A 24,201-nucleotide genomic window follows, 5' to 3' on the forward strand; every position below is an offset into this window, starting at 1 on the left:
CGGGCCTCGCGCCGTTGCGAGGACTGTCGAGGGAAGACACTGCCGCCGTGACAACCGGCCTGCCGGACCTGCCCCCCGTCTTCGGCCCCATCATCCCGCTGCGGGAGGGGGGCGACGCGCTATCCCGCGCCGTGCAGCTCGCACCGCAGCATGGTGCCGGCACCCTCGCCTGGGTGCGCTCCAGCGCGCGGATCGAGGCCGCGGTGGTGCTGGAGCCGGAGCTGCCTCTGGCCGCCGCCCGCCCCGCGCTGTTTGCCGCCGCCAGCGCCTTGGCCGATGCGCTCGGCGCCTATGGCCCGGCGGAGGTGCCGATCACCTTCCGCTGGCCGGCGACCATCCGGGTGAATGGCGGCGCGATCGGCCAGGCGCGCCTCGCCTCGCCACCCGGCACGGCGGATCAGGCAGTGCCGGACTGGCTGGTGGTGGGGATCGAGGCGCGGCTGGCCTTCCCCCAGGGCTGGGAGCCAGGCCATGGCCTGCAGCAGGCCGCCCTGAGGGAGGAAGGCTGGACGGAGGAGGAAATCCCCGCCGCCGACCTGACCGCCGCCTGGGCGCGCCACCTGATGGCGGGGCTGGCCGAATGGCAGCAGCCGGGGCCGCGCGGCGGCTTTTCGCGATTGGCCGAGCGCTACCTGGCCCGGCTGGAGGCAGAGCCCTGGATGGCGGGCGCCCGGCGGGGGCTGGATCCGTCCAGCGGCGCGCTGGTGCTGGACCGCGATGGGACGCGCCGCAGCATCCCCCTGACCGAGGCCCTTGCGGAGTCCGCCGCATGACCCATCGCCTGCCGCGCACCCTGCGTCTCGACCCCTCCGATACCGTGATTTTTGCCGAAGCCGCCGAGCCCGGCGAATGGGCCGTGCCGGGCGGCTTCGAATTCTGGGAGGAGGCGCCCGAGACGCTCTCCGGCCAGCGCCGCCAGGCTTTTCGCGGCGGTTTTCTGGGGATCGGCTCCTTCGGCTGGTCGACGCTGGTGGAGGTGGCGGAGGCGACGCCCGCGCAATACGCCGCCGCCCTGGCGGCCCTGGCCGCGCATATCCGCCGGCAGCACGGCGCGCCCGATGCGGCGGCGGCCGAGGCGGCGGCGCGGGAGGAGCTGGCCTTCGCCGAAAGCCTCTGCGACCACCCCCTCGGCACCGTGCTGGCCCTGTCCCGCAGCGTGGAGGAGGGCGCGGTGCGCGAACGTTTCCGGACGCTGCACCGGCGGGAGACGCCGCGCGAAGGCTATGCGGGCCTGCCGGTCTTCGCCGTGGTGGAGACGGAGGAAGAGGCGGTGGAGCATCCGGACCTGACGGCACTCGCCCGGCGCCGCAACCCATGAGCGCCCCCGCAGGCCTTGCACCGGGCGACTTCTGGGTCGCCTCTGGCCACCACCTGTGCGACCGCGACGACCAGGGCCGCATCCTCGGTACGCCCGACCTCTGGCGCGCCTTCTGCGCCCGGCCGGAGCTGGTGCCGCCGACGGAAGCCTGCCCGGCGGAACGCGCGCTGCATGCCGCGCTGCTGCTCGACCCGATGCGCGCGGTGACCGCGGCCGAGCTCGACCGCCTCGCCGACCCCGATGCGCGGGAGAACTTCGCCGTCTTCCTCGGCTTTCGCGACCGCGTGGCGGCGCAGCCGAGCCTGGAGGCGGCCTGGCTCGACCTGTTCCGCAGCGGCGTGCAGGGCGTGCCGCCGATCTTCCTGCAGATACTGACCCACCTCGTCACCCGCGCCGCGCTGGAAGGCGTGGAGGATCCCTTCGTGCTGCGCGCCGCGGAGCTGTTCTTCCGCCCGCAGCGCGCCGCCATCCACCAGGGCGCGCTGCTGCTGGCGGATGAGGAATATCTGGACGCACGCGGTGGCGATGGCGGCTACGGGGCATTGGGCCAATTGCTGACCGAGGCCGGCTCGCCGCCGCGGGAGGTGGAGCTGGACGTGCTGTCGGAGGAGACGGCGCCGCTCTATCGCGGCCGGTCGGACGCGCACGACTTCGCCCTGGACATCGCCGAGAACCGCCCCGGCCAGCACGGCCTGGCCCGCGCGCTGGAACACTTCATCTTCCATGTGATCGGGGAGCGGGTGACGATCCGCCCGGTGCCGGTAATCGAGGACCGCAACTGGACCTGGCATGTCGGGCTGGATGCGGAGGCGACGGCGATCGCCAATGACCTCTGGCAGGGGAAGAAGGTGAAGCAGGCGCGGCTGGCCCGCATCCTCTGGCTCGGCGTGCTGGAATTCGCCGAAGCCTCCCGCGTGCTGCCGCGCGTGGCGGGCCGGCCGGTCTATCTGGCGCTGGCCATGGATGCGGCCCAGAAGCTGCGGATGAAGCCGCAGAACCTGGTCACCGGCCTGCCGCTGCGGGCGCGGGAGAACGGCGCGTGACGCGCACCCACAACCCCGACAGCCTGTTCATCCCGCTCGCCGTGCTGGTGGAGCGCCGGCCCGGCGTCACCCGCTGGGCGGAGCATGCCTGGCGCGCCATCGAGGTGCTGGAGGAAGCGCCGGAAGTGGTGCCCTGGACCCTGCTGCGGCAGGAGCCGGACGGCCGCGCCGTCTTCTTCGCAGGCTCCGCGGAGGTGGCGCTGTATCCCACCGATACCGACAACTACCGCCACAACCTGGCCTCCGCCCAGCCGCTGGTCTGGGTGCTGCTGCGCCCGGCGGAGACGCCGACGGGCTGGAGGCTGCAGACCGTCACGGCCGATCCGGGGGAGGCGCATCTCTACGCCGATGTCGGCCAGGACCTGCTGGAGTCCCTGCCGATGCCGCCGCAGCTGCAGGCGGTGATGCAGGATTTCTGCGCGCGCCATCACAAGGAACGCGGCTTCTGGAAGCGCAAGCGCGACCAGGCGGATCCCGAGGCGCTGGCGCATCGTGCCCCCATCGCGGAGCGGGAAGAATGAGCGAGGACGGCTTCCTGGGTCGGTGGTCCCGCCTGAAGCGCGCGGCCGAGCCGGCGCCGGAGCCTAAGCCCGAGCCTGAGATCGAGGCCGAGGACGCCGTGGCGTTGCCGCAGCCGGCCGCCTGCCCGCTGCCCGGCGTGCCGGAGATCGACCTCAGCGCCCTGCCGCGCATCGAGGAGCTGACCGAATCGAGCGACTTCAGCCTGTTCCTGCGCCCCGGCATTCCCGCCGCCCTGCGCGGCGCGGCGCTGCGGCGCATGTGGTCGCTGGACCCTGGCATCCGCGACTTCATCGGCCCGGCCGATTATGCCTGGGACTACAACAACCCTGCCGGCATGCCGCCCGGTTTCTCGCTGGACCTGGGCGGCGAGTTGAAGAAGCTGCTCGCCCAGGCGATCGGCGAGCGGCCGGAGGAGGAGGCCCCCGAGGCCGAGGCGGCGGCGGAGACCCCCGCCGAGCCGGAGGCGCCGCCCGAAGCAGTGGCGGAGACGCTGCCCCAGCCCGAGGCGGCCGCACCGCGCCTGGCCGAGGCACCCGCGGCGGAGCCGGCGTCGCCACGCCGCCGGCATGGCGGGGCCATGCCCGCCTGACCCACCCCGCTGCCGCTGGACCAGGCCGCGCTCGGCCGCGTGGCCGGCGGCTATATGGGCCAGAAGAGCACGGTGAGCCCCTTCGACGAGCTGCCCTGACCGCGCGCGACCAGGGCAGTTGCGAACTATTCGCAGTTAATAATCAAGGACTTGCGTCGGCCGGGGCTTTGCGCTTGTTTGCTCGTCCGGCGGGTGTCGCAGGTGGCTGGGGAGCCGCCCGGCCTCGGCCGACGACAACGAAGCGCAAGAATGCAGGACGGTCACGCCGAGGCGGTACTTGACCCTGTGGATGCGGAACGTGCGCGCCTCTTCGCCCTGCTCGGGCGGCTGCTGGGCGCCGCGCCGGATGCCGGGCTGCTGATCCGCATGCGCGCGCTGCGCGCCGAGACAGGGGAGCTGGGCGCGGCCTATGGCGACCTGGCCGAGGCCGCGGGGCGCTGCCAGGCCGAGGCGGCGGAGCGCGAGTTCTTCAACCTGTTCATCGGCGTGGGCCGTGGCGAGCTGCTGCCCTATGCCAGCTACTACTTGACCGGCTTCCTGCACGAACGCCCTCTGGCCGATCTGCGCGGCGACCTCGACCGGCTCGGCATCGCGCGGGTCGAGGGGGTGGCGGAGCCGGAGGACCATATCGCCTTCCTCTGCGAGGCCTATGCCGGGCTGCTCGCCGGCGCCTTCCCGGTTGCGGCCGAGGCGGCGATGCCCTTCTTCACCCGCCACATCCGACCCTGGGCCGCGCGCTTCTTCGCCGACCTGGAGAAGGCCCAGGCGGCGGATTTCTATCGCGCGGTGGGGCGGCTCGGCCGCCTCGCCGTGGAAGTCGAGGCCGCGGCGGCCGACCTGCCGACCTGAAACGGCCAGACTTGAACGACCCGATTTGAACAGGGAGTGCCAGCAATGAGCGAGCAGGGGAACGACAAGCCCGTCCGCCGCGGATTCCTGAAGGCGCTGGGCCTCGGCACCGCCGCCGCGGCCGCGACGCCGGCGCTCGCGCAGCGCGCCGACCAGGTGCCCGCGCGCGACGCGCGGAAGGAGAATGAGGCGCAGCGCCTGGCCGCCCGGTACAAGCCGGATTCGGCCCATGTGCAGGCCTTCTACCGCACCAATCGCTACGAATAAGACGCGGGAGCACGCCAGATGCTGATCAAGCGCTCCGAGGGCAAGGCCGCACGCCAGCGCCTCGCCGCCGCCTATCAGGGCCTTTCCTCCGGCGGGCTCGACCGCCGCAGCTTCCTGCGCCAGGCGGGCTTCGCCGGCGCGGGGCTCGCGGCGCTGGGCTCGCTCGGCCCCTCCCGCGCCCAGGCGGCCGGCGCCGCCACGGGGGTGCAGGACCACAGCCAGCCGGTGCAGCGGATCAAGAACATCTGCACCCATTGCTCGGTCGGCTGCACCGTGACGGCGGAGGTGCAGAACGGCGTCTGGACCGGGCAGGAGCCGACCTGGGCCAGCCCGATCAACCGCGGCACGCATTGCGCCAAGGGCGCCAGCGTGCGGGAACTGGTGCATGGCGACCGCCGCCTGAAGTACCCGATGAAGCTGGTGGGCGGCCAGTGGCAGCGCCTGAGCTGGGACGTGGCGCTGAACGAGATCGCCGAGAAGATGATGACGATCCGGCAGGAATCCGGGCCGGACAGCATGTTCCTGCTGGGCAGCGCCAAGTTCAGCAATGAGGGCGCCTACCTGTTCCGCAAGTTCGCCGCCTTCTGGGGCACGAACTCGGTCGACCACCAGGCGCGCATCTGCCACTCCACCACGGTGGCGGGCGTGGCGAACACCTGGGGCTACGGCGCGCAGACCAATTCCTACAACGACATCCGCAATTCCAAGACCATGATCATCATGGGCGGGAATCCGGCGGAGGCGCATCCCGTCAGCCTGCAGCACGTGCTGAGCGGCAAGGAACGCAACCGCGCGAATCTGATCGTCATCGATCCGCGCTTCACCCGCACCGCGGCGCATGCCAACGAATACGTCCGCATCCGCCCGGGCACGGACATCCCCATCATCTGGGGCATGCTGCACCACATTTTTGCGAACGGCTGGGAAGACAAGACCTTCATCGCGCAGCGCGTCTACGGGATGGAGGAGATCCGGGCCGAATGCGCGAAGTGGACGCCGGAGGAGGTGGAGCGCGTCACTGGCGTGCCGGGCGCGCAGCTGAGGAAGGTGGCGGAGACCTTTGCCACCCAGAAGCCCTCGACGCTGATCTGGTGCATGGGCGCGACGCAGAAGACGGTGGGCACCGCCAATGTGCGCGCCTTCTCCATCCTGCTGCTGGCCACCGGCAATGTCGGCAACAATGGCGGCGGCGCGAACATCTTCCGCGGCCATTGCAACGTGCAGGGCGCGACCGACTTCGGCCTGGATGTCACCACGCTGCCGGCCTATTACGGGCTGGACGAGAATGCCTGGCGGCATTGGTCGCGCGTCTGGAACGTGCGCTACGAGGATATGGTCGCGCGCTTCGACAGCCCGGCGATGATGGGCACCCCGGGCATCCCCACCACGCGCTACTTCGATGCGGTGACCCTGCCGAAGAACCAGATCCAGCAGCGCGACCGGCTGCGCGGCATGCTGGTGGTGGGCCATGGCGGCAATACCGTCACCCGCATGCCGGAAGCGGTGAAGGGGCTGGAGGCGCTGGACCTGCTGGTCGTCGCCGACCCGCATCCCACCACCTTCGCCGTGCTCGCCGACCGCAAGGAGAATACCTACCTCCTGCCGGCCAGCACGCAATTCGAATGTGACGGCAGCCGCAGCGCCTCCAACCGCTCGGTCCAATGGGGCAGCCGCATCGTCGCGCCGCTGTTCGAAAGCAAGACCGACTACGAGCTGATGTACCGCCTGGCCGGCGCGCTGGATGGCGCGGCGGAGCGCAAGGGCATGCCGATCCGCTTCCAGGCAGAAATGTTCAAGCCCTACGAGATCCGCAACAACGCGCCAACCGCCGAGAGCATCCTGCGCGAAATCAACCGCGGCTCGCTGTCCACCGGCTATTCCGGCCAGTCGCCGGAACGCCTCAAGCTGCACATGGAACACCAGGACAAGTTCGACCTGGTGACGCTGCGCGGCGCCCCCGGTACGCCGGTGGAGGGCGAGTTCTACGGCCTGCCCTGGCCCTGCTGGGGCACGCCGGAGATGAAGCACCCCGGCACCCACGTGCTCTACAACACGAACCTCCACGTGAAGAACGGCGGCGGCACGTTCCGCGCGCGGTTCGGGGTCGAGCGGGAAGGCAAGACGCTGCTGGCGGAAGGCTCCTACTCGCTGGGGTCGGAGATACAGGACGGCTATCCGGAATTCACCGTGGCCGTGCTGAAGCGCCTCGGCTGGTACGAGGAGCTGACCGAGGCCGAGCGCGGCTGGATCGAATCCAACGGCGGCACCTTCTCCTGGGCCACCGACCTCTCCTGCGGCATCATTCGCGTCGCCATGGAACATGGCTGCGTCCCCTACGGGAATGCGAAGGCGCGTGCGGTCGCGTGGAACCTGCCGGACCCGGTGCCGGTGCACCGGGAGCCGATCTACACGCCGCGCACCGACCTGATCGCGCAGTATCCCACCCTGCCGGACCGCCGCGGCTTCCGCCTTCCGCATCTCGGCCAGTCCGTGCAGAATCGCAGCCACCAAGTGGCGGGCGACTTCCCCATCATCCTCACCTCCGGTCGGCTGGTGGAGTATGAGGGCGGCGGCGAGGAGACACGCTCCAACAAGTGGCTCGCCGAGCTACAGCAGGACATGTTCGTCGAGATCAACCCGGAGGATGCAAGCGCCCGCAATATCCGGGACGGCCAGTTCGTCTGGGTGATGGGGCCGGAGAACAATGCCCGCGCCCGGGTGAAGGCGCTGGTGACGCCGCGCGTCGGCCGCGGCGTGGCCTGGATGCCCTTCCATTTCGCCGGCTGGTTCCAGGGCGTGGACCAGCGCGGCAAGTATCCGCAGGGCACCGACCCGATCGTGCTCGGCGAAAGCGTGAACGCCGTGACCACCTATGGCTATGACCCGGTGACCTTCATGCAGGAAACCAAGGTCACCCTCTGCCAGATCCGGAGTGCCTGACCATGGCGCGCATGAAGTTCCTCTGTGACAGCGACCGCTGCATCGAATGCAACGCCTGCGTCACCGCCTGCAAGAACGAGCACGAGGTGCCCTGGGGCATCAATCGCCGCCGCGTCGTCACCATTAATGACGGACGGCCCGGCGAGCGCTCCATCTCCATGGCCTGCATGCACTGCACCGATGCGCCTTGCGCCGCGGTCTGTCCGGTCAGCTGCTTCTACACGACGGCCGATGCCATCGTGCTGCACGACAAGGACCTGTGCATCGGCTGCGGCTATTGCTTCTACGCCTGCCCGTTCGGGGCGCCGCAATATCCGCGCGTCGGCAATTTCGGTGGCCGCGGCAAGATGGACAAATGCACCTACTGCGCCGGCGGGCCGCAGCAGGACAACACCATCGTCGAATATACGCAGTACGGCTCCAACCGCATCGCCGAAGGCAAGCTGCCGCTCTGCGCCGAGATGTGCAGCACGAAGGCGCTGCTGGCCGGTGATGGCGAGATGATCGCCACCATCTACCGCGAGCGCGTGCAAGCCCGCGGCTACGGCGCCGGCGCCTGGGGCTGGCGCACCGCCTATCGCGAGACGGTGACGGTATGACCCGCCTCGCTTTTGCGCTGGCGCTGCTGCTGGCGGCGCCGGCCTTCGGCCAGTCCCAGCCCGGCGCACCTGCCGCCGGCGCGCCGGAAATCCAGGCCCCGGTGCCGGAGGTTGGCGCCGGCCGCGGCGCGCAACCGGCCGGCCAGGTGCCGGAATCGACGGCGACCGGCGATCGGCCCACCGGCCAGCAGCCGACCCCCGCGGCCCAGGCCGTGACCGCGCCGCAGCCGCGCCAGCCCTCCGCCCAGGCCCCGACGCCTGCCCCCTTCAGCGACCGCGGTCAGCCTTCGGCCGAGGAGCTGGAACTGCAGGCCGCGCTGCGCGGCGAACGCATCAGCGGCCGCATCACCATCCCGGACCGCCAGGCCGGCAACCTGATCCAGCCGGAAGGGCGGGATTGGCGCGACTTCCACAACCGCACCCTCACCTGGGTGGGCGGTGTCGCCGTGCTGGGCATGCTGGCGATCCTGGCGCTGTTCTTCCTGGTGAAGGGGCGGCTGGAAGTGGAAGCCGGCCCCGCCGGCCGCACCATCCAGCGCTTCAACCTGTTCGAGCGCGTGGCGCATTGGATGACAGCCTCCAGCTTCGTGGTGCTCGGCCTGTCCGGCCTGAACCTGACCTTCGGCCGCTTCCTGCTGCTGCCGCTGATCGGGCCGGAGGCTTTCACCGCCGTCAGCCTCTGGGGCAAGATCGCGCACAACTACCTGGCCTTCCCCTTCACGCTCGGCATCGTCCTGCTTTTCCTGATCTGGGTGCGCGACAATATCCCGAACAAGCTCGACATCGCCTGGCTGAAGGCCGGCGGCGGCTTCGTCGGCCATGCGCATCCGGATGCGCATCGCTTCAACGCCGGGCAGAAGGCTGTGTTCTGGATTACGGTGCTGGGCGGCACGCTGGTGGCCGTCTCCGGCTATGTGCTGATCTTCCCCTTCGCCGTCACCGATATCGCCGGGCAGCAGCTGGCGCATACGGTGCACGGCATCCTTTCCGTGCTCATGGTCGCCGTCATGCTGGGCCATATCTATATCGGCTCGCTGGGCATGAAGGGCGCCTTCGATGCCATGGGCTCGGGCGAGGTCGACCTGAATTGGGCGCGGGAGCACCACAACCTGTGGGTGGAGGAGGAGCTGTCCAAGGCCCGCACCACCGTTACCGGGCCGAATGCGCCGCGCCCGCTCGGCGCCGACTGAACCAGGCCCCTTGCCGAAGCCGGGCCGGCCGTGGTGAAGCCATGGCCGGCCCTTTTCGTTTCAACGGGATTCCACGACCTTGCGCCTGATCGGACTGGCGGGCTGGAGCGGCTCCGGCAAGACCACGCTGCTGAGCCGGCTGATCCCGGAACTCGCCGCCCGCGGCGTCGCCGTCTCCACCGTGAAGCATGCGCATCACCACTTCGACGTGGACCGCCCGGGCAAGGATAGCTTCGTGCATCGCGAATCCGGCGCGCGGCAGGTGCTGGTCTCCTCCGCCCGCCGCTGGGCACTGATGACGGAGCTGCGCGGCGCCGCGGAACCGCCGCTGACCGAGCTGCTGGCGCGGCTCGATGCGGTGGACCTGGTGATCGTCGAGGGCTTCAAGCGCGACCCGCATCCGAAGATCGAGGTGTTCCGGGACGCCAATGCCAAGCCCTGGCTGCATCCGGAGGATCCGGCGATCATCGGCATCGCCGCGGATGTGGCGCCGCCAGCCGGCCGTCTGCCGCATCTGCACCTGGACGATGTGGCCGGGATCGCCGATCTGGTGCTGGCGCGGGCCGTGACGCTGCGCGGGTGAGGGGGAGGCCGGCATGGCGCAGCTGAGCGACGACTGCTTCGCCTTCGGCGGGAAGCTGATGTCGGTGGAGCAGGCGCAGGCTCTGATCGCCGAACGCATCCCGCCGCTGGCGGAGGTCGAGCCGGCCGGGCTGCGCCAGGCGCTGGGCCGCGTGCTGGCCGAGGATCTGCGCGCGCCGCTGCCGCTGCCGCCCTTCTTCAATTCCGCGGTCGATGGCTATGCCTTTCGCCACGCCGACCTGGCGGCGGAGGGCGAGACGCGCCTGCCCATCGCGGCGCGCCTGCAGGCCGGCCAGGCCGCCGCCCCCATTGCCCCCGGCACCGCCATCCGCATCTTCACCGGCGCGCCCATGCCGGACGGCGCCGATACCGTGATGATGCAGGAGGATGCGCGGGAGGAGGATGGCGCCGTGCTGCTGCTGCCCGGCCTGAAGCGCGGCGCCAATTGCCGCCCGGCGGGGGAGGATGTGGCCCGGGGCGCGCTCGCCCTGCCGGCCGGGCGTCGGCTGCTGCCGCAGGATCTCGGCCTGGCCGCCGCGCTGGGCCTGACGCAGCTGCCGGTGCGGCGGCGGGTGCGCGTCGGCGTCTTCTCGACGGGTGACGAATTGGCGGAGCCGGGGCGCCCCCTCGGCGCGGCGCAGACCTATGACTCCAACCGCTTCACCCTGCTGGCGCTGCTGGACGGGCTGCCGGTGGCGGCGAGCGACCTCGGCATTTTGGCCGACGAGCCCCAGGCCACCGCTGCGGCGCTGACCGCTGCCGCGGCCACCCACGACCTGCTGCTGACCTCGGGCGGCGTCTCGACCGGGGAGGCCGACCATGTGAAGGCCGCGATCGACCAGGGCGGGCGGCTGGTCTTCTGGCGGCTGGCCATCAAGCCGGGGCGGCCGGCAGCCATGGGGGTGATCGGCGGCACGCCGGTGGTGGGGCTGCCCGGCAATCCGGTGGCCGCCGTCGTCACCTTCCTGCACCTGGCCCGCCCGCTGGTGCTGCGCCTGGCCGGCGCGCTGCCGGAGGCGCTGCCCCGCTTCCCGGCCGAGGCGGCCTTCGCCTATCGCAAGAAGGCCGGTCGGCGCGAATATGTGCGCGTGCGCCTGTCCGAAGGCGACGGCCTGCCGCGGGCGGAAAAATTCGCGCGGGAGGGGGCGGGCCTGCTGACCTCGCTGACGCAATCCGACGCGCTGGCCGAACTGCCGGAGGAGGTCACCAGTGTGGCCCCAGGCGACCGGATCCGGGTGCTGCCCTTCCGCGGGATGTTCTGACGCCTACAGCCGCACGCCCTGCGTCGTGTAGCGCTGGTCGGCGGTCTGCTGGAAGTTGCGGTCCAGCACGGCATAGGCGCCGATGGCCAGGATGATGGCGGCGAAGGTGCCGAGCAGCACGGATTTCATGCGGGCGTTCCCAGGGGCTTGGACCTGCCCATGGTATCGGGTCAGTCCGGCGCCGTTGCAAGGGCCGCGAGCATCGCCTCCGCCTCGGCGAGATCTTCGGGCGCATTGGCGTTGAAGAAGGGGTCGATGGGCGTGCTCGGCCAATCGGCATGGGCGATGCCGTGGCGTGCCGTCCAGCGGTCGATCTTGCGTTCGCCGGCGGCCAGCGCGGCGCGCAGGTCCTCGCGCAGCGCGACGGGCCAGAGGCCGATCGGCGGATGCGCCTGGCCGGCGGACCGCGCGCAGGCCAGCGGCACCGCCGCCGCTTGCCGCGCCGCATGCAGCCGCGCCACCAGGTCGGCCGGGATCAGCGGGGAATCGCCGGGCACGGAGACCACCCAGGGGCAGTCGGGCCGCTCCGCCGCCGCCCAGTCCAGCGCGGCCAGGATTCCGGCCAGCGGGCCGGGATGGTCCGGCAGCCCATCCGGCACCACCGGCAGGCCCCAGCCGGCAAATCGGCCCGGATCGCCGTTGGCGTTCAGGATGGTGTCCGCCACCTGCGACCGCAGCCGTTCCAGCACATGGTCCAGCAACGGCCGACCCGCGAGCAGGCGGAGCGGCTTGTCGCCGCCCCCCATGCGCCGGGCCAGCCCGCCCGCCAGCACCACGGCAAGCGTGCTATCCGGCATCGGCCGCACCCATCGCCTCGGCGCTGTTCTTGCGCCAGTGCTTCGCCGATTCCTCCGGCACATGCGCGAGGTCCGCGTCGAAGACCAGGCGCTGCTCGCCGGCCAGCGCCATGAACCGCTTGCCCTTGCAGCGGCCGATCAGGGTCAGGTTCGCCTCCCGCGCCAGTTCCACTCCCCAGGCGGTGAAGCCGGAGCGGGAGAGCAGGATGGGGATGCCCATGCGGACGGTCTTGATCACCATCTCCGAGGTCAGCCGGCCGGTGGTGTAGAAGATCTTGTCCTCCGGCGCCTCCTGCTCCCGGAACATCCAGCCGGCGATCTTGTCCACGGCGTTGTGGCGGCCGACGTCCTCCATATAGACGATCGGCTCATCCTCCCGGCACAGCGCGCAGCCATGGATGGCGCCGGCCTCCAGGTACAGGCTGGGCAGGGTATTGATCCGGTGCAGCAGGCGATACAGCCAGGAGGTGCGCAGCTGCGCCGCCTCCGGCAGCCGCACGCCGGCAAAATCCTCCATGAGATCGCCAAAGGCGGTGCCCTGGGCGCAGCCGGAGGTCAGCGTCTTCTTGCGCAGCTTGGCCTCGAAGTCGGTCTTCGCCTCGGTGCGGACGACGACCACGGCCAGGTCCTCGTCATACTCCACCCCGGTGACGCGATCCGCCCGGCGCAGCATGCCCTGGTTCAGCAGATAGCCCAGCGCCAGCTCCTCCGGCCGGTCCAGGATCGTCATCATGGTGACGATCTCCTGCCCGTTGAGATAGAGCGTGAGCGGACGCTCCACCGTGACGCTGGTCTCGATCGCCCGGCCGGTCTGGTCGAGGCCGGTGAGGCGGCGGGTCAGGCGGGGATCGGTCGGGTCGGGTTGGACGCGAAGGGACATGCGGCCAAGGTGGCGGGCGGCCCTGGCGGGCGCAAGAAGGCCGCCTGGGCGCCCGAAGAAATCCGCGAATCCGGCGTTGCAGGACGATTACACGATCACGTCGCTGTGCTATTATTAATACGTGATCAACCTTTCCAAGATGTCCGACCTCTCCTCGCCCGAGGGTTTTGCGCTGGATCTCTATGCCGCGGTGCTGGAAGGCCGCAGCCTGGCGGATGCCGTCGCGCCCCTGGCGCGCGCGCTGGAAACCAGCACCCATGCGGTGCATCTCATGCAATACGAGGCCGGCGAGCTGCGGGAAAGCCGCTGCGATGGCGGCGGCCTGGCGGCGGATGTGACCGCGGAATATGAGGGTCACTGGATCCACCACGATCCCTGGGCCCTGGCCGCCAGCCGGGCCGGGGAGGGTGTGGTGAACCTGGGCCGGGTCGTGCCGATGGAGGCCTATCGGAAGGCCGCGATCTGGCGGGACTGGAAGGCCAAGCGCGACGGTGCCTTCCACTGCCTCTCCGCCCTGATGCAGGGGCCCGATGGCACGGTGGGGCGGATCGCCTTCCACCGGTCGGTCCGCGCCCAGGCCTTCGGCACGGCGGAGGAAGCGCTGCTCGCGCCGCTGTTTCCGCATCTGCGCCGCGCCCTGGTGGCGGAAGCGCGGCTGTCCGCCGGTGGCTGGCAGACGGCGCGGGCCATGCGGGCGGGCTTCGCGGCCCTGCCGCAGGGGGTGGTGCTGATGGACCGGCAGCGCCGCATCGTACTGACCAATCCGGCGATCGAGGCCATGGCCCGCCGGGGGGATGGCCTGGCGCTGGCGCCGGAGGGTGGCCTGGCCACGCGGGATCCAGAGGCACGGCAGGCGCTGGCGCGGGCCGTGGGCTCCGCCGTCGCGGCGATCTCGGGCAAGGTGAAGATGATGCCGGATGCCGCCAGCGTGGCCCTGCCGCGTCCGGACCATGCCGCGCCCTACCTGGTCCAGGCGCTGCCGCTGAAGCGGGTCGAGGCGCCCGGCATGCCGGAAGGTTTTTGCGGCGTCATGCTGATGGTCTCGGATGATACCATCCGGCCACGCCCGCGGGCGCCCCTGCTGCGCCAGGCCTTCGGCCTGACGCCGGCCGAAGCTTCCCTTGCGGCGGCGCTGGCCGCCGGGCGGACTCCGGCCCAGCATGCTGCAACGCGCAAGATCGCCCTGGAGACGGTGCATGCGCAGCTGGCGGGCGTGCGGCGCAAGACCGGCTGCCGGCGCCTGACGGATCTGATGGCCCTGCTGGGACGCTTCGCCGCCTGAGACGGGACGCGCTGCGCTTCAGCCGCCGCGCAGCGAGAAGGGCCGCATCAGGAAGGCCGCACCCCAGCCGAAGGCGCCGTTCAGCAGCGCCGCCCGCGCCCAGACGATGCCATTGCCGCCCGCCCACATCGGCGCGCCGCGCAGCTGCGCCACCACGGTGAAGCCCACGACGGTGCAGACCACCGCCCCCAGCACGAAGCCGGTCAGCAGGTCCGGCAGCCGCCCCCAGCGGATCAGCGCCGCCAGCACGATTCCCCAGAGCCCGCCCCAGAAGGCGGCCGAGAGAACCTGCGGCACGCCCAGCGGCGGCACCGGGCGGATATTGAAGCCGGGCGAGGCCGGGCGGAAAGCCTCCGGCACGAAGGGCAGCATCTTGATCAGCGGGAACTGATGGAACAGGACCCAGAGCGTGCCCTGGTGAAAGACCAGCACGGCGAGCGCGCCGCAGATGAAGCCGACCAGCAAAACCTTCTTCATCGACTCCATCCGCAGCGTTTTCGCAGGGGCGGAGGTTAACCCGCCCTCCGGGTCGGCACCATCACTCCTCCAGCAGATCCTCGGGCCGGCGCAGCGCATGCGTCTGGCGCACCCCGTTGTTCAGATAGAATTCGTCACGCGGAAAGACATCCGTCAGCCGCACCTCCGGCCGCGCCGAGCCCGGGCCCCAGGCCAGGGCCGGCCGCGCGAAAAGCGTGGCATAGTCGCGGAAGTCGCGATTGCCGCGGGCCAGGTGGGCGGCCACCGCCGGCTGGGCGAAGCGCTGCGCCAGGGCCACCGGATCATAGGGGATGGGGCTGTCGGAGCCGACCAGGACGGAGCCCGGCATCAGCAGCAGCGTATGCGGAAAGACCGCGGCGAAGGTCGCCACCACGCGCCGGCTCGGCCCCCACTGCACATAGATCCCGCCCGGCGCCAGCCGCGCCCGCACCTGCTGCAGGAATTCCGCCGAATAGAGCAGGCCGGAATGCGACCCCTCCGGCAGGATCGCATCGGCCTGGATCACGTCGTACAGCTCCTCCCCCCGCGCCAGGGCGCGGCGGCCATCGCCATATTCCAGGTCCCAGCGCGGATTGGTCACCATCTCGGCGATCGGGCTGCCGGGGTAGCGGGCGGCGATCTGCGCATGCGCGGTCAGCACCGGCCCCACCAGCTCGATCGCGCGCACCGATTGCGTGGCGGGCGAGACGCCGGCCGCCCAGGGCGTGCCGCCGGAGCCGATGCCGATGCAGAGGACCTTCTTGGGATCCGGATGCAGCAGCGGCCCGACCGCGCCCAGGAACTGGTGGATCGGCAGGAAGGGAATGCGGCCCTGGCTGAAGCCCTGGATGAAGAAGGGCCCGTGCGGGCCGAGCTCGGGCCGGTTGTCGTCGCGGAAGAAGGCGATGCCGGAGCGGTCCTCAGACCAGGCGACCAGCTGGCCCGGCTTCTCGGCATGCAGGCGGGACCACAGCGCGGCATTGCCCGGCAGCGCCACCAGCGCCAGGGCGCAGGCCGCCGCCAGCGCCATCTCCGGCTTCCGCCCCCGGCCCGCGCGCCAGAGCCAGCCCAGCAGCAGCAGCAGCGACAGCGCCGCCAGCAGCCGCAGCGTGCCCGCGGTGCCGATGAGGTGGAAGGTCACCAGCCCGGTCAGGATCGACCCCGCCGCATTGCCCAGGATGTTGAACAGCTGCACCCAGCCGACGCGGGCGCCGACGCTCGCCAGGTCCTGCTGCACGGCGCGCTGCACGAAGGGGAAGGTCATGCCGATGAGGAAGCTCGGCGGGCCCACCACGGCCAGCGTCAGCAGCACCGTCGTCACCAGCCCGCCATCGCGCAGCCGCTGCAGATCGGCCGAGACGAACTGGTTGATCGGCCAGTGCGGCAGCGCCCAGACCAGCAGCAGGATCAGCGCCGCCCCCAGGGCGAAGCCGCCCGCCTGGGTCAGGAAGAAGGCCGGCCGCGGATCGCGCATCCGCCGCACAAGGCGGGAGGCCACCGCGATCCCGGCGCCATCCGCCAGCAGGAAGATGCCGAGCACGGTGGGGAAGAGATAGGCGTGGTACTGGCCGATCTGCCCCATCAGCCGGACCCAGACGATCTCCATCGCCACGATGATATAGCCCGAGAGAAAGACCAGCAGGCACCACAGCCGCAGGCTGCCGAAGGGCTCGGCCTGGGTGGCGGCGACCCGGCGCGGCGCCGGGGGCGGCGGCGCGATGCGGGACAGGCCCGGCAGCAGGGTCAGCGCCAGCAGCGCGGCCAGCACATCCAGCCCTGCCGCCAGGGCGAGCGCGCCGACGAAGCCCAGATGCCCCACCAGCACCCAGCCGCCGAGCAGCGCGCCCAGCCCGGCCCCCAGCGTGTTCAGCCCGTAGAGGCTGCCGATGCGCTCCGCCACCGTGTCCAGGCTGGTGGCCACCGCGCGGGCCAGCAGGGGCAGGGAGGCGCCCATCAGCGTCGTCGGCAGCACCAGGCCCGCGAAGCACAGCGCGAAGATCGCCACCGGGCTGTCCACCACCCCGGCCAGGTCTGTGGCCAGCAGGTCATAGAGGAACAGCTTGGAGACCAGCGCGAAGCCCGCCACGCCGGCCTCCGCCAGGGCGAAGCCCAGCAGGGCATGGAAGGGCGAAAGCCGGTCCGCCAGCCGGGCGCCCAGGATGGAGCCGAGCCCCAGCCCGGCCAGGAAGGCGCCCACCACCAGGGCGGCCGAGACCGTGTCGGAGCCCGCGAAGATGCCGAGCATCCGCTGCCAGACGATCTGGCAGAGCAGGGCGGCAAAGCCCGAGCAGAAGAAAGCGATCGCCAGACGCGGCATTCCCGAGAGTCCCCCTTGGCGCGGGAGCCCCCCTCCTCACGCAACCGTCATCTTCCTTCGAAGATTGCGAGACGTAAATCACCCGGTAAGGAAGTCCGGGCCGATGGCACCCCGCTTCCGCCCGCCCCACCCTTGCGGCTGCGCCCCACCCTTGCGGCTGCGCCCGGGCCCGCGCACCTTGCGGCCCTGTCGTTCGGGGAGGATTGCGGTGAACGGAGCCGAGAGTCTGGTGCACACCCTGCTAGGGGCGGGGGTCGATACCTGCTTCGCCAATCCTGGCACCAGCGAGATGCATTTCGTCGCGGCCCTGGACCGCATCCCCGGCATGCGCTGCGTGCTGGGCCTGCAGGAGAATGTCGTCACCGGCATGGCGGATGGCTATTTCCGCATGTCCGGCAAGCCGGCCGCGACGCTGCTGCATTGCGGCCCGGGCCTGGCGAACGGCCTTGCCAACCTCCACAATGCCCGCCGGGCGCGCTCCGCCATGGTGAACTGCGTCGGCGATCAGGCGACCTACCACCGCCCGCTGGATGCGCAGCTGACCGCCGATACCGAGGGTTTTGCGCGCGGCGTCTCCGGCTGGGTCCGCACCGTGGAGAAGGCGACGGAGGTGGCGCGGGATGCCGCGGTGGCCGTGCAGGCGGCGCGCACCTCCCCGGGCCAGATCGCGACGCTGATCCTGCCCTCGGATACCTGCTGGGACGAGGCGCCAGGCGGCCCCGCCGCCGCCCTGCCGGTGCCCGCCGCGCCGCAGGCCGATCCGCTGGCCATCCACAACGCCGCGAAGGCGCTGCGCAGCCGGCAGAATGTGCTGATCCTGCTGGGCGGCCTGGCGCTGACCAGCGAAGCGCAGGCGCTGGCCTGGCGCATCGCCCAGGCAACCGGCGCGCATGTGCTGGCCGAGATGTCGAACAGCCGGGTCGAGCGCGGCCAGGGCCGCATGCAGCTGGAGCGCGTGCCCTATCCGGTCGACCTCGCGATCGAGGCGCTGAAGCCCTACACCACCATCATCCTGGTCAATTCCAAGGCGCCGGTCGGCTTCTTCGCCTATCCCAACAAGCCGTCCCGCCACCACCGGGAAGACGCCGACATCCTGCTGCTGACGCGCTACGAGGCCGACCCGATCCAGGCGCTGACCGCGCTGGCCGAGGAGCTTGGCGCGCCGGAGGCTGCCATCCCCAGCCCGGGGCCCCGGCCCGAGGCCGTGCGCGGCACGCCGACGCCGGAAGGCCTGGCGCAGACGCTGGCCGCGCTGATGCCGGACCATGCCGTGGTCGCCGACGAATCCGTCTCCTTCGGCCGCGGCTTCTACAAGTTCACCCATGCCGCGCCGGCGCATGACTGGCTGCATATCACCGGCGGCGCCATCGGCTGCGGCATCCCGCTGGCCACCGGGGCGGCCATCGGCGCCCCAGGCCGGCGGGTGATCAACCTGCAGGCCGATGGCTCCGGCATGTACACGCTGCAGGGGTTGTGGACCCAGGCGCGCGAGAAGCTGCCGGTGACGACCATCGTCATCTCCAACCGCAAGTACCAGATCCTGATCGGCGAATATCACGGCGTCGGCGCCAATCCAGGCCGCACGGCGATGGACATGCTGGACCTCGGCAATCCGGACCTCGACTGGGTGAAGCTGGCCAATGGCATGGGCGTCGAGGCCGCGCGCACCAATACGCTGGAAGGCGTGGCGGACCTGATGCGCCAGAGCTTTGCGAGTGACGGGCCGTTCCTCATCGAGATGGAAGTCTGACGCGCATGGACATGAACCTTGCCGGCCGCCGCGTGCTGATCACCGGCGGCTCGAAGGGCATCGGCCTGGCCTGCGCCCAGGCCTTCGCGGCGGAGGGCTGCGACCTGGTGCTGGTCGGGCGCGATGCCGCGACCCTGGGCCAAGCCGCGGATACGGTGCGCGGCGCAGCGCAGGTGCGGGTGGAGACGCTGGCCGCCGACCTGTCCCAGCCGAATGAGCGCGAGCGGCTGCACGCCGCCTTCCCGGAGGTGGACATCCTGGTGAACAATGCCGGCGCCATCCCGTCCGGCCGGCTGCAGGACATCCCCTTCGCCCGCTGGCAGCAGGCCTGGGACCTCAAGGTCCTCGGCTATATCCACATGTGCCAGCTCTACTATGCGGGCATGGAGGCCAGGGGCGCCGGCGTCATCCTGAACATCATCGGCATGGCCGGCCGCGCCCCGCGCATGGGCTATATCTGCGGCGGCACCGGCAATGCGGCGCTGATCGCCTTCACCTCGGCGCTCGGCGGCGCGGCGCAGGCCAGCGGCGTCCGGGTGCTGGGCATCAACCCGGCAGCGACCCGGACGGACCGCATGGAAACCCAGGCCCGGGTCAATGCCCAGCTGAAGTTCGGCGATCCCGAGCGCTGGGCGGAGACGCTCACCGGCCTGCCCTATGGCCGCGCCATCGAGGCGGCGGAGATCGCCGATCTCTCGGTCTTCCTCGCCTCGCCGCGGGCGGCCTATGTGAACGGCACCGTGGTGGATGTGGATGGCGGCGGCATGTTCCGCGGCTGATCCGCCGCGGCGCGATCGCGGATCGCGCCGCACCCAGCTGCAGCCGGGGCCGCAACGCTGCGCGGCGGCAAGTCTTGCCCATTTCAACCGGCGCGCGGGTCTGGCACACGAGTAGTTGCCGCGCCCTTTTTGTCATGTCAGCATCGCAATGTTGTGGACAGGTCCGGTTCGGCAGCGCCGCAATGTCGCTGAGGATGCGCCGAAGAGCGAAACCAGGGAGCCGGACAGGGTGATCCAGGCATGAGCATCCGCACCAGATTGCTCTGGCTCGCCCTCATCGCCATGGTCGTGCCGGCGCTTTTGCTGGGGCTGCGTTCCTTCGCCGAACGGCAGGCACAGATCGACCTCGCGACGCGCAGGCTTGCCGACACCGCCGTCGACGTCGCCCGCGACATCGAGGTGCGCATCCTGAGCACGGGGCAATTGCTCTTCGGCCTGGCCCGGGCGCCGGAGCTGCAGAGGCAGAGCCGGGAAGGCTGCTCGCTTTTCCTGGCCCGGGTGCGCGCCCAGTATCCCCAATATACCGGCCTGCTGACGACGGACCGCGAGGGCCGGCTGTTCTGCGACTCCCTGCAATCCGGGCGGGAGGTCAGCTTCGTCGACCGGAGCTATTTCCAGCGGGCGCTGACGACGGAGGACGGCCTCATCCTCGATTCCGCCTTCGGGCGGATGAGCGGCAGTGCCGTGCTGCAGGTGGTGCGGCCGGTACGCAACCTGGCCGGCGACCTGGAGCTGGTGCTGCTGGCAGGGCTCGACCTGACGCGGCTGGTGCGAGAGGAGCTGCGGCTGCTGGTGCCGGGGGTCGAGGTGCTGCTGGTGGATTCCCAGGGCACGGTGCTGGTCTGGGAGCCCGACCCGTCCCGCGCTTCGCAGCTGGGCGAGTCGATCCTTAACGCGCCGCTTGGTCGCTTCGCCCTTGCCGCCGGTGCCGGACAGACGACGGAGCTGCGCGATGAGAAGGGCGCCGCCATGATCTGGGCCACCGGCACGGCCCCGCATGTGGGCCAGGCGGGGCTGCGCATCCTGGTGGGGCAGAACCGCCAGGCGCTGGTCGCGCCGGCGGATCGGCGGCTGCGGCAGGACCTGCTGATCCTCGCTTTGCTCTGCCTGGTGCTGGGTGGCGCCGTCTGGGCGATCGGCGAGGTCGCGATCCGCCGCGAGATCGGCCGCATCGCCGCCATGGCCAGGCGCCTCGGCCAGGGCGACCTGACCGCGCGCATCGCGCCGCCGCATCCGGGCGGGGAACTCGGCGGGCTGATCGCGGTGCTGAACCGCAGCGCTGACTCGCTGCAGCAGCAGCGGGACGCCATCGGCGATCTGAACCGCAAGCTGCTGCAGGCGCAGCGGATGGAAGCGGTGGGCCAGCTGACCGGCGGGCTGGCGCATGACTTCAACAACCTGCTGACCGTCATCATCGGCAGCGCCGAATTGCTGGCGGAGCGGCTGCAGCAGGAAGAGGAACTGCTGCAACTGGCCGAGACCACCCGCACGGCGGCGGAACGCGGCGGGGAGCTGACGCGCAGCCTGCTCGCCTTCGCCCGCCGCCAGCCGCTGGAGCCGCGCGCCACCGACCTGGGCGCGGAGATCCTGCGCATCGAACTGCTGCTGCGCCGCACGCTGGGCGAGCATGTGGTCTGCCGCCTGGACCTGGAGCCGGGCCTGCCCTCCGCCCTGGTGGACGCGGCGCAGCTGGAGGCGGCGCTGCTGAACCTGGCGCTGAACGCGCGCGATGCCATGCCCGATGGCGGGCAGCTGACGGTGGAGACGGGCCTCACCGAGCTGGATGCCGCCTATGCCGCACAGAACGAGGAGGTGACGCCGGGCGAATACCTGGTGATCGCCGTCACCGATACCGGCTGCGGCATGACGCCGGAGGTGATGGCCCAGGCCTTCGAGCCCTTCTTCACCACCAAGGAATTCGGCCGTGGCAGCGGCCTCGGCCTCAGCATGGTCTATGGCTTCGTCAAGCAGTCCCAGGGCCATGTGAAGATCTATTCGGAGCCCGGCCACGGCACGAGCGTAAAGATCTACCTGCCGCGCGCCGCGAAGTCCGATGTCGTGCGCCGCCCGCCGCTGGCGCCGGCCGCCGCCCTGCCCGGAGGGACCGAGGCGGTGCTGGTGGTGGAAGACGACGCGCTGGTGCGCGGCCATGTGGTGGGGGAGCTGAAGCATCTCGGCTACCGCGTGCTGGCCGCGGGCAATGGGCAGGAGGCGATGGCGGTGCTGCACAGCGCGGCCGAGGTCGATGTGCTGTTCACCGATGTGGTGATGCCCGGCGGCATGTCCGGCCCGCAGCTGGCAGAAGCCGCGCTGCGCATGCGGCCCGGCCTGCGCGTGCTGTACACCTCCGGCTATACCGAGAATGCCGTGGTGCATCACGGCAGGCTGGACCCCGGCGTGGTGCTGCTGTCCAAGCCCTATCGCCGGCAGGAACTGGCCGAGAAGCTACGCCACGTGCTCCGCACGGCTGGTTGAGCGCGGCTTGGCGCGCCCTGCGCCGGATCAGACCCGCTCGATCGCCGCGCCCACGGCCGAAAGCTTGCGCTCGATCGCCTCATAGCCGCGATCCAGGTGATAGACGCGGTTGACGATCGTCTCCCCCTGCGCCGCCAGACCCGCCAGGACCAGGGAGACGCTGGCGCGCAGGTCGGTCGCCATCACCGGGGCGCCGGACAGCTTCGGCACGCCGCGCACGATGGCTGACTGGCCGTGATACTTGATGCGCGCCCCCATGCGGGTGAGTTCCGGCACATGCATGAAGCGGTTCTCGAAGATCGTCTCCGTGATCATGGAGGCGCCCTCGGCGACGCACATCAGCGCCATGAACTGCGCCTGCATGTCGGTGGCGAAGCCGGGGAAGGGCTCGGTCATCACATCGGCGCCGCGCAGGCCGCCCTTGCGGGTGATGCGCAGCCCCTCCGTCTCCTCCGCCACATCCACCCCGCATTCGCGCATGGTCCGCACCACGGCGCCGAGGTCGACCATCCGCGCGCCTTCCAGCAGCAGCGTGCCGCCGGTGATGGCCGCGGCGCAGGCATAGGTGCCGGCCTCGATGCGGTCGGGGATGATCGGGTGGGTGGCGGCGCCGAGCTGCTTCACGCCCTCGATCACCAGGCGGTCCGTGCCGATGCCCTCGATCCGCGCGCCCATGCGCATCAGGCACATGGCGAGGTCGCCGATCTCCGGCTCCCGCGCCGCATTCACCAGCTCCGTCGTGCCCTCGGCCAGGGCTGCGGCCATCAGCAGGTTCTCGGTGGCGCCGACGCTGACCTGGGGGAAGATGATCTTGGCGCCGCGCAGGAAATGCCCGGCGCCGGTGGCCGGCGCCTTCGCATGCATGTAGCCGCCTTCCAGGTCGAAGACGGCGCCCATCTGCTCCAGCCCCTTGATGTGCAGGTCCACCGGCCTGGTGCCGATGGCGCAGCCGCCGGGCAGGGAGACCCGCGCCTCCCCGAAGCGGGCCAGCAGCGGGCCCATCACCAGGACGGAGGCGCGCATCTTGCGCACCAGGTCATAGGGCGCTTCCAGATTGTCGGCGGCACCGGACAGCACCAGGCGGCGCTGCGCCTTGTCGTGCTCGACCTTCATGCCGTGCTGCACCAGCAGGGCGCGCATGGTGGCGATATCCGCCAGGTCCGGCGCATTCTCGAGCACCAGCGGCCCGTCGGAGAGCAGGCCGGCGGCCATCAGCGGCAGGGTGGCGTTCTTGGCGCCGCCGATCGGGATGCTGCCGGAGAGCGGCTTGCCGCCGCGGATGCGGATGCGGTCCATCAGAGGTACCTTCCTGGCGGGATGATCGAACCAAGGCGGGTGGCTGCAGGCCGCCCGAGGCCCCGAACGGGGCCCGCGGCCAATGCCGCGCGCTTCAAAGCCTCGGCAGCGAGACGCCGCGCTGGCCCATATACTTGCCCTTGCGGTCGGCATAGCTGACCTCGGGCGGCGCGCTGCCCTGCAGGAACAGGAACTGGCAGATGCCCTCATTGGCATAGATGCGGGCGGGCAGCGGCGTGGTGTTGCTGATCTCGATGGTCACCTGGCCCTCCCATTCGGGCTCCAGCGGCGTGACGTTCACGATCAGCCCGCAGCGCGCATAGGTGGACTTGCCGAGGCAGATCACCAGCACGTCGCGCGGGATGCGGAAGTATTCGATCGTGTGGCACAGCACGAAGCTGTTCGGCGGGATGATGCAGGTCTCCCCCCGCCGCGTCACGAACCCCTGGTCGGAGAAGACCTTCGGATCCACCACCGCATTGTCGACGTTCGTAAAAATCTTGAACTCGTCGGCCAGGCGGGCGTCGTAGCCGTAGCTGGACAGGCCGTAGGAGATCACCCCCTCCCGCCGCTGCGATTCGACGAAGGGTTCGATCATTCCCGTTTCCTGCGCCATGCGGCGGATCCAGGTATCGGGCATGATGGACATGGGGCGGCGGCCTTTGGGCGAAGGTGGTGGGGCGGGTTACCCGATGCGCGCCCGGGCGTCCAATGCCCGGGCCTTCGGGGTGGCCATCAGTCCTCCGCCGGCGGCTCGGTGGCGGGCGGGGCGGCGCTTGGCGGGGCAATTTCAGGGGGCTCGGCCCGCGCCCGCGCCTGGGCCTTGCGCCGGCGCAGATTCTCCCGCAGCGCCGCCGCCAGCCGCGCTTCCCGCGCCAGCTGCGCCTCGGTCTTGCGGGATGCGGGGGCGGGCGGGTCATCCATGCCGGATGACGAACCGCGCCGGGCGTCGCCGGTCAAGCCCCGGGACGCCGCTGGGATCACCGT

Annotated in this window: 24 protein-coding genes; 16 read left to right on the forward strand and 8 right to left on the reverse strand. The window is 71.0% G+C overall.

What is annotated here, in order from left to right; translation table 11 throughout:
• The first annotated feature begins 47 nt into the window (after positions 1-47).
• The 12 genes from J3S20_RS11950 (at position 48) to J3S20_RS12005 (ending at position 11,161) form a co-directional block, all read left to right on the forward strand.
• Positions 48-773, forward strand: coding sequence for a biotin/lipoate--protein ligase family protein (locus J3S20_RS11950; protein WP_216836703.1), 726 nt, complete (start codon positions 48-50; stop codon positions 771-773).
• Entirely contained in the window at positions 770-1,318 is a 549-nt protein-coding gene (locus J3S20_RS11955; RefSeq protein WP_216836704.1) for a DUF6505 family protein, read from the forward strand. The genes J3S20_RS11950 and J3S20_RS11955 overlap by 4 nt, the downstream gene beginning before the upstream one ends.
• Entirely contained in the window at positions 1,315-2,361 is a 1,047-nt protein-coding gene (locus J3S20_RS11960) for a DUF6352 family protein (RefSeq protein ID WP_216836705.1), read from the forward strand. The genes J3S20_RS11955 and J3S20_RS11960 overlap by 4 nt, the downstream gene beginning before the upstream one ends.
• A complete protein-coding gene (locus J3S20_RS11965) occupies positions 2,358-2,882 on the forward strand; it encodes a DUF3305 domain-containing protein (protein ID WP_216836706.1) in 525 nt (174 codons plus the stop codon). The genes J3S20_RS11960 and J3S20_RS11965 overlap by 4 nt, the downstream gene beginning before the upstream one ends.
• Entirely contained in the window at positions 2,879-3,472 is a 594-nt protein-coding gene (locus J3S20_RS11970) for a DUF3306 domain-containing protein (protein ID WP_216836707.1), read from the forward strand. The genes J3S20_RS11965 and J3S20_RS11970 overlap by 4 nt, the downstream gene beginning before the upstream one ends.
• A gap of 249 nt (positions 3,473-3,721) precedes the next feature.
• Positions 3,722-4,321 (forward strand): TorD/DmsD family molecular chaperone, encoded by a 600-nt coding sequence (locus J3S20_RS11975; RefSeq protein WP_216836708.1) that lies wholly within the window; start codon positions 3,722-3,724, stop codon positions 4,319-4,321.
• A gap of 45 nt (positions 4,322-4,366) precedes the next feature.
• Positions 4,367-4,588: a twin-arginine translocation signal domain-containing protein gene (locus J3S20_RS11980; RefSeq protein ID WP_216836709.1), complete on the forward strand. Its 222-nt coding sequence runs from the start codon at positions 4,367-4,369 to the stop codon at positions 4,586-4,588.
• Positions 4,589-4,606: 18 nt separating this feature from the next.
• Complete coding sequence (locus tag J3S20_RS11985; protein ID WP_216836710.1) at positions 4,607-7,528, forward strand: formate dehydrogenase subunit alpha; 2,922 nt, start codon at positions 4,607-4,609, stop codon at positions 7,526-7,528.
• Positions 7,529-7,530: 2 nt separating this feature from the next.
• Positions 7,531-8,127: a formate dehydrogenase FDH3 subunit beta gene (gene fdh3B / locus J3S20_RS11990; RefSeq protein WP_216836711.1), complete on the forward strand. Its 597-nt coding sequence runs from the start codon at positions 7,531-7,533 to the stop codon at positions 8,125-8,127.
• The gene (locus J3S20_RS11995; protein ID WP_216836712.1) at positions 8,124-9,317 is read left to right on the forward strand and encodes a formate dehydrogenase subunit gamma; all 1,194 of its coding nucleotides are present in this window, start codon (positions 8,124-8,126) and stop codon (positions 9,315-9,317) included. The genes fdh3B and J3S20_RS11995 overlap by 4 nt, the downstream gene beginning before the upstream one ends.
• A gap of 79 nt (positions 9,318-9,396) precedes the next feature.
• The gene (gene mobB / locus J3S20_RS12000; RefSeq protein ID WP_216836713.1) at positions 9,397-9,900 is read left to right on the forward strand and encodes a molybdopterin-guanine dinucleotide biosynthesis protein B; all 504 of its coding nucleotides are present in this window, start codon (positions 9,397-9,399) and stop codon (positions 9,898-9,900) included.
• A gap of 13 nt (positions 9,901-9,913) precedes the next feature.
• Positions 9,914-11,161: a molybdopterin molybdotransferase MoeA gene (locus J3S20_RS12005; protein WP_216836714.1), complete on the forward strand. Its 1,248-nt coding sequence runs from the start codon at positions 9,914-9,916 to the stop codon at positions 11,159-11,161.
• A gap of 3 nt (positions 11,162-11,164) precedes the next feature.
• On the opposite strand, the gene J3S20_RS30815 is transcribed toward J3S20_RS12005, so the two are convergent.
• Genes J3S20_RS30815 through fdhD form a run of 3 tightly spaced genes read right to left on the reverse strand, consistent with a single transcriptional unit; the run spans position 11,165 to position 12,838 of the window.
• Positions 11,165-11,290 carry a hypothetical protein gene (locus J3S20_RS30815; RefSeq protein WP_281419512.1) on the reverse strand — a complete coding sequence of 42 codons (126 nt, stop codon included), beginning with the start codon at positions 11,288-11,290 and terminating at the stop codon, positions 11,165-11,167.
• Between the two features lie 41 nt (positions 11,291-11,331).
• Positions 11,332-11,958 carry a molybdenum cofactor guanylyltransferase MobA gene (mobA, locus tag J3S20_RS12010; RefSeq protein ID WP_216836715.1) on the reverse strand — a complete coding sequence of 209 codons (627 nt, stop codon included), beginning with the start codon at positions 11,956-11,958 and terminating at the stop codon, positions 11,332-11,334.
• Positions 11,948-12,838, reverse strand: a complete 891-nt coding sequence (gene fdhD, locus J3S20_RS12015; RefSeq protein ID WP_216836716.1) for a formate dehydrogenase accessory sulfurtransferase FdhD — start codon at positions 12,836-12,838, stop codon at positions 11,948-11,950. The genes mobA and fdhD overlap by 11 nt, the downstream gene beginning before the upstream one ends.
• Before the next feature lie 121 nt (positions 12,839-12,959).
• Between fdhD and J3S20_RS12020 the strand changes: the two genes are divergently transcribed.
• On the forward strand, positions 12,960-14,120 hold the full coding sequence (locus J3S20_RS12020) for a helix-turn-helix transcriptional regulator (protein ID WP_216836717.1): 1,161 nt from the start codon (positions 12,960-12,962) through the stop codon (positions 14,118-14,120).
• Between the two features lie 18 nt (positions 14,121-14,138).
• Here the strand turns inward: J3S20_RS12020 and J3S20_RS12025 are convergent, their stop codons facing one another.
• Both J3S20_RS12025 and J3S20_RS12030 read right to left on the reverse strand, forming a co-directional pair.
• Complete coding sequence (locus tag J3S20_RS12025) at positions 14,139-14,597, reverse strand: hypothetical protein (RefSeq protein ID WP_216836718.1); 459 nt, start codon at positions 14,595-14,597, stop codon at positions 14,139-14,141.
• 61 nt (positions 14,598-14,658) lie between these two features.
• A complete protein-coding gene (locus tag J3S20_RS12030) occupies positions 14,659-16,914 on the reverse strand; it encodes a fused MFS/spermidine synthase (protein ID WP_216836719.1) in 2,256 nt (751 codons plus the stop codon).
• A 208-nt stretch (positions 16,915-17,122) separates the two neighbouring features.
• Between J3S20_RS12030 and J3S20_RS12035 the strand changes: the two genes are divergently transcribed.
• The 3 genes from J3S20_RS12035 (at position 17,123) to J3S20_RS12045 (ending at position 21,918) form a co-directional block, all read left to right on the forward strand.
• Positions 17,123-18,664, forward strand: coding sequence for an acetolactate synthase large subunit (locus J3S20_RS12035; protein ID WP_216836720.1), 1,542 nt, complete (start codon positions 17,123-17,125; stop codon positions 18,662-18,664).
• Positions 18,665-18,669: 5 nt separating this feature from the next.
• On the forward strand, positions 18,670-19,443 hold the full coding sequence (locus tag J3S20_RS12040; RefSeq protein WP_216836721.1) for a short-chain dehydrogenase/reductase: 774 nt from the start codon (positions 18,670-18,672) through the stop codon (positions 19,441-19,443).
• Between the two features lie 240 nt (positions 19,444-19,683).
• Complete coding sequence (locus J3S20_RS12045) at positions 19,684-21,918, forward strand: ATP-binding protein (RefSeq protein ID WP_216836722.1); 2,235 nt, start codon at positions 19,684-19,686, stop codon at positions 21,916-21,918.
• A 27-nt stretch (positions 21,919-21,945) separates the two neighbouring features.
• Here the strand turns inward: J3S20_RS12045 and murA are convergent, their stop codons facing one another.
• The 3 genes from murA to J3S20_RS12060 form a co-directional block, all read right to left on the reverse strand.
• Positions 21,946-23,214 carry a UDP-N-acetylglucosamine 1-carboxyvinyltransferase gene (gene murA / locus J3S20_RS12050; RefSeq protein ID WP_216836723.1) on the reverse strand — a complete coding sequence of 423 codons (1,269 nt, stop codon included), beginning with the start codon at positions 23,212-23,214 and terminating at the stop codon, positions 21,946-21,948.
• Between the two features lie 94 nt (positions 23,215-23,308).
• Positions 23,309-23,863 carry a dCTP deaminase gene (gene dcd / locus J3S20_RS12055; protein WP_216836724.1) on the reverse strand — a complete coding sequence of 185 codons (555 nt, stop codon included), beginning with the start codon at positions 23,861-23,863 and terminating at the stop codon, positions 23,309-23,311.
• Positions 23,864-23,949: 86 nt separating this feature from the next.
• On the reverse strand, positions 23,950-24,138 hold the full coding sequence (locus J3S20_RS12060) for a hypothetical protein (RefSeq protein WP_216836725.1): 189 nt from the start codon (positions 24,136-24,138) through the stop codon (positions 23,950-23,952).
• Between the last annotated feature and the right edge of the window lie 63 nt (positions 24,139-24,201).

It is taken from the genome of Falsiroseomonas tokyonensis (assembly GCF_019024325.1).
In the GTDB taxonomy this organism is placed as follows: Bacteria; Pseudomonadota; Alphaproteobacteria; order Acetobacterales; family Acetobacteraceae; genus Falsiroseomonas; species Falsiroseomonas tokyonensis.